Source organism: Candidatus Phytoplasma stylosanthis (assembly GCF_032886435.1).
Lineage (GTDB): Bacteria > Bacillota_I > Bacilli_A > Acholeplasmatales > Acholeplasmataceae > Phytoplasma > Phytoplasma stylosanthis.
Genome location: NZ_JAUZJP010000024.1, coordinates 1 through 4,136, shown reverse-complemented (window position 1 = coordinate 4,136; position 4,136 = coordinate 1). Strand labels below are relative to the sequence as shown.

The window sequence follows — 4,136 nt, the reverse complement described above, 5'->3', positions numbered from 1 at the left end:
TATTCAACCAAAAAAAACTAAAGCAGTTCTGGTTTCAAAAAAAACTTCCTCCCTAAAAAACAAATTAAAAACAAAGACTTTGGTTCAAAAAAAATCAAAAAAAGTTTCTTTATCTCCAAAACAAACTCTTCTTCATCAACTAGAAACTCTTTTGAAACAATTAAAAGAACATTTAAAAGAATAAAAAAGGAGATAAAGAGTGATGTGGTGGTTTTTAGTTCCTTTTTTTAATTTTTTTTCTTTTTTCTATGAATGGCTCAAAGGGTTTAGTGTTCGAGAGATTTTAAATCGGCGTTTGGATTGGATGATGACCAATTTTTCTATTTATTTTTTCTTAACAGGGAAGTTTAATTGGTTTTTTTGGTTTGTCAAAAAAATCTTTCAAAAAGGAATTCAACTCCTTCTTTGGCCGATTTGTTATTTGATACCTCGTAAACGATTAGCTTATTATGAACGTGCTCAAAGGAAAATTAACGCTCATCAGTGGAAATTAGAAAAAAAACAAACTCTTTTCAAACAAAAAGAAGAACTATTAAACAAGAAAATAGAAAAATTAAAAGAAATGATACAAAAAAAAGATGCTAAGCGAAAAAATTACCAAGGAGAAGAAGGATAATGAGTAATTTTACATTGGGTTTTATTTTAGGAAGTGCTTTTAATTTAATTGTGATCATGTTTGCTCGTAAATATTTATTTCCTCCTTTTTATGAAGAAAAAGAAAAACTAAAAGAAAAAAAAGATGTTCCAATAGAAACTAAAAAAGTCAAAGATTTATCTTTGCGGATTCAAAATTTAAATGTTCATCAAGAACCTCATCCTTCTCAAAAAGAAGAGGAAAAAAAGAATGATTCTTTTTCTTTAGAAGAAAAAGAACTAACAAATGAAAATGAAATTTGAAAGGAAAAGAAAAAATGAAAAAAATAATAATTGATAAAAATGGAAAAAGAAGTTATAGTGGTAGTAAAAAAAAGAAATGGACTTTTTTTGTCATTTTATTAACAATCATAGGAGGGTTAAGTTTACTTTATTATTATTTGGATCCTCATCGTCAATTTACCATTATTGTTCCTTGTCATCTCGAAGCAAAAAAAGAAGATGAGAAATTATCCAATAATAAAACTATTTCTGAACAAGAAACATCATTCACCTTAAGAGATAAAATTAACAATCATCAAGAAGTCTTAAAAACTTTAACTGATCCTAAAGGAAAAGAAAATTTACAAAAAATAATTACTTTTTTAGAAAAAAAAGAAAGATCATATCAACAAAAAAAGAATATCCAAACTTATTTGTTCCACTTAAAAGAAGCCTTAAAAGAAAAAGACTCAAAAATAAATGACAAGCTCCCTTTAGCAGAAAAACATTTTTTAACGGAAGAAAAATTAAAACAAGAAAAAGAAGTGCTTTATTTAGAAGAAAAAGAGAAGGCGTGGCAAGAAAAAGAGGAATTAGAACAGATTTTAAAAGGGATTGTTGAAAAATTAAAAAATAGTTCCTTAACAACTCAAGAAAGAACTAATTTAATGAAAGATAAAGAAAACTTGGAAACTAAAAGAGATAAGCTTGGCCAAGAAATAGAAAAAATAAGTAATCAAATTCAAATCAGAAACAGAATTGAAACTTTAACCAAAGAAAGTGAACAAACAACAGATGAAACGATCCAAGCTTGTTACCAAGCTGAAAAAGAAAGATTAACTGCTCAATTAGAAATGTGGCAATAATGTTTTGTTATGACTGCCAAAATAAAATGGGTTTGTCTTTTCAGTTGGGGTTGTTATCTCTTGTTCTTTCTTCTTCTTTGGGGAGAAAGAAAAAAAAGAGAACAATTAATTTTATTAGAGGTTGATGGTCAATCAATCAACCTCCCATCAGAAAAGGTCCAAATTCAAAGAGAACCAAAACAATATTTATCTGCTTCTTTTCAACCTTCTTCTTCTGCGATTGATAGATTTTATTATCAATCTCTTCTTCCTCAAAAACAAGGTCAAATAGAAGAACTCGCCGTTTATGATGTTTATTTAGGAGAACATACAGGGATGAAAGAAGCAATGGGATGGTTAAATTATCATTTTCCTCTTTATCATTTTGAACATCAATTTTCTTACGCATTATATAACGCTTCTGACCAACAAAAAGAAGTGAACTTTCAATTTCGAATTAAAGAACCACCACCTGCTCATTTTCTCTTAGCCTTTTTTGAAGGTGGAAAAAGGGAAGGAAAAGATGATACTTATACTTTAGAAGATTTAAAACAAATGGGAAATGGTGCGACAACTTTATATTTCTTTTGGAGTCTCAATAAACCTCCTTCACCAACCTCTTTTCCTTTTTTACCAGAAAATTATCACTTAGAAATTATTTATGAGCAAGGAACGAATTTCGGAGGTCCGAGTTATCTTTTCATTGATAAAATTATTATCAAAGACATCATTAAAGATAAAGTCGTAGGCGTTTATCCCATTAATCAAAAGATAGAAGAACCTTTTGTCATCTTTAATTATGATTTTGAGTTAAAATTCCCTTTTTATAATTATCAATCGGAAGGTTATTTATGGTCGACAAATCATATTCGTTCTTTAAAAAAGATTGATTTATATGAAAAAAGAACAGGTCAACATCGGACTTTATATTATGATGTGGATTAAACAAGAAAGGAAGAATGGAAATGATCTTGTTAATCTTTTAAAAAGATTGATTTATATGAAAAAAGAACAGGTCAACATCGGACTTTATATTATGATGTGGATTAAACAAGAAAGGAAGAATGAAAATGACCTTGTTAGCGAAAATATATTTTTTTTTGATTGGTTTTCTTGGGTTATTAACTTTAGGAATCATTGGTTGTGGAATCATTTTACAAAAAAATGTTCATCAACAAACTAATTTAGAAAAACAACAAACATTGGATCCTTCGACTCAACAAGAATTAGAACAAGTGAAAAAACATTTACAAGTCTTAGAGGCTAAAAACCAACAACAAATTGAAATCAGAAATCAAAGAAAAGCACAAGATGAAAGTTTAGCCAAACAAATTGATACTAATTTAGTGTTAATCAAAGGATGGGAAGAACAAATTAAAAATCTCAACCAAGAAATAAGAGAACTAGACAATGATTTACAAAAAGAAACACGATATCATCATCAACTAAAAGCTTTAACAACAGAAATAGAAACTTTAGAAAAACAAACAACACAAACTCATCTCAAAGAAGAAGAAAAAACACAATTAAACAATGTCATAACAGAAAAAAAAGAAGCTTTAGCAACACTAAAAGAAAATCCCCCCCTTCCTTTGTCTCCTCAAGAAAAAGAAAAGTTAGAACAAAAAAAAGAAGCAAAAAAAGAAATTATCAACCAATTGAAAGCTAAAAAGGAAGAAATAGAAAAGAAAACTACTCTTTTAGTGGAAGAAAGAAAACAAATTCCCTTGCTTCCTTTAGAAAAAGAAGACAATGAATCTCTTTCTTTCCAGCTTCCTACTGGAAATAAACTCCAAGCATTAAGTGAAGAAATGAAAGATTTAGAAGAAGCAATCGCTTATAATGAAGTTAATCAAAGAACTATTCAAAAATTATTACAAGACCAAAAAGACGAAGAAGAAAGAAATAAATTAACCAATTATCGTCTTTTCTTAGAAAGTCAGTTTTTTATTTTTGAAAAAAGAATTAAAACTTTACAAGAAATGGTAGAAGCACTCCAAAAGAATCAATCTTTACCAGCTAAGAAAAAGAAAAAAGATTTCTCTAGTGTTTATGGGATGGCAGAAGAAAAAGAACAATTCACAGACTTAATCCATTACTTTACAGCACCTAAACACGTTTTAGGTTATCAAAATGTAAAACCAACAGGGGTTTTATTATATGGTCCCCCTGGCACAGGAAAAAGTCATTTAATTCAAGCTTTATGTGGAGAAACAGGAGTTCATTATATTGAATTTGAACCTTCTCGGTTAGATAAAACTTATGTGGGAGAAGGAAATGAAGAGTTAGAAAAGATTTGGCAAGAAGCAGAAGCACATGATAAAACAATTATCTTTATTGATGAAATCAGTGGTTTAGCGAATCGAGAAGACAAAAATACCAATCAAACTGCTCAAAATATTATTAATAATCTTTTAACTAAACTAGATGGGTTTA

Annotated in this window: 6 protein-coding genes; all 6 read left to right on the top strand. The window is 28.6% G+C overall.

Translation table 11 applies throughout. The features are described from left to right. The coding region (locus Q8777_RS02405) for a hypothetical protein (RefSeq protein WP_318749471.1) at positions 1–184 on the top strand (184 nt) is incomplete at its 5' end. An 18-nt stretch (positions 185–202) separates the two neighbouring features. Then, complete coding sequence (locus tag Q8777_RS02400) at positions 203–616, top strand: hypothetical protein (RefSeq protein WP_318749394.1); 414 nt, start codon at positions 203–205, stop codon at positions 614–616. Continuing rightward, the gene (locus tag Q8777_RS02395; protein ID WP_318749395.1) at positions 616–897 is read left to right on the top strand and encodes a hypothetical protein; all 282 of its coding nucleotides are present in this window, start codon (positions 616–618) and stop codon (positions 895–897) included. The genes Q8777_RS02400 and Q8777_RS02395 overlap by 1 nt, the downstream gene beginning before the upstream one ends. A gap of 14 nt (positions 898–911) precedes the next feature. Continuing rightward, entirely contained in the window at positions 912–1,721 is an 810-nt protein-coding gene (locus Q8777_RS02390) for a hypothetical protein (protein WP_318749470.1), read from the top strand. A gap of 9 nt (positions 1,722–1,730) precedes the next feature. Continuing rightward, entirely contained in the window at positions 1,731–2,645 is a 915-nt protein-coding gene (locus Q8777_RS02385; RefSeq protein ID WP_318749469.1) for a hypothetical protein, read from the top strand. A gap of 119 nt (positions 2,646–2,764) precedes the next feature. Further along, positions 2,765–4,136 (top strand): AAA family ATPase (locus Q8777_RS02380; RefSeq protein ID WP_318749468.1); only part of this gene is annotated, 1,372 nt, incomplete at its 3' end.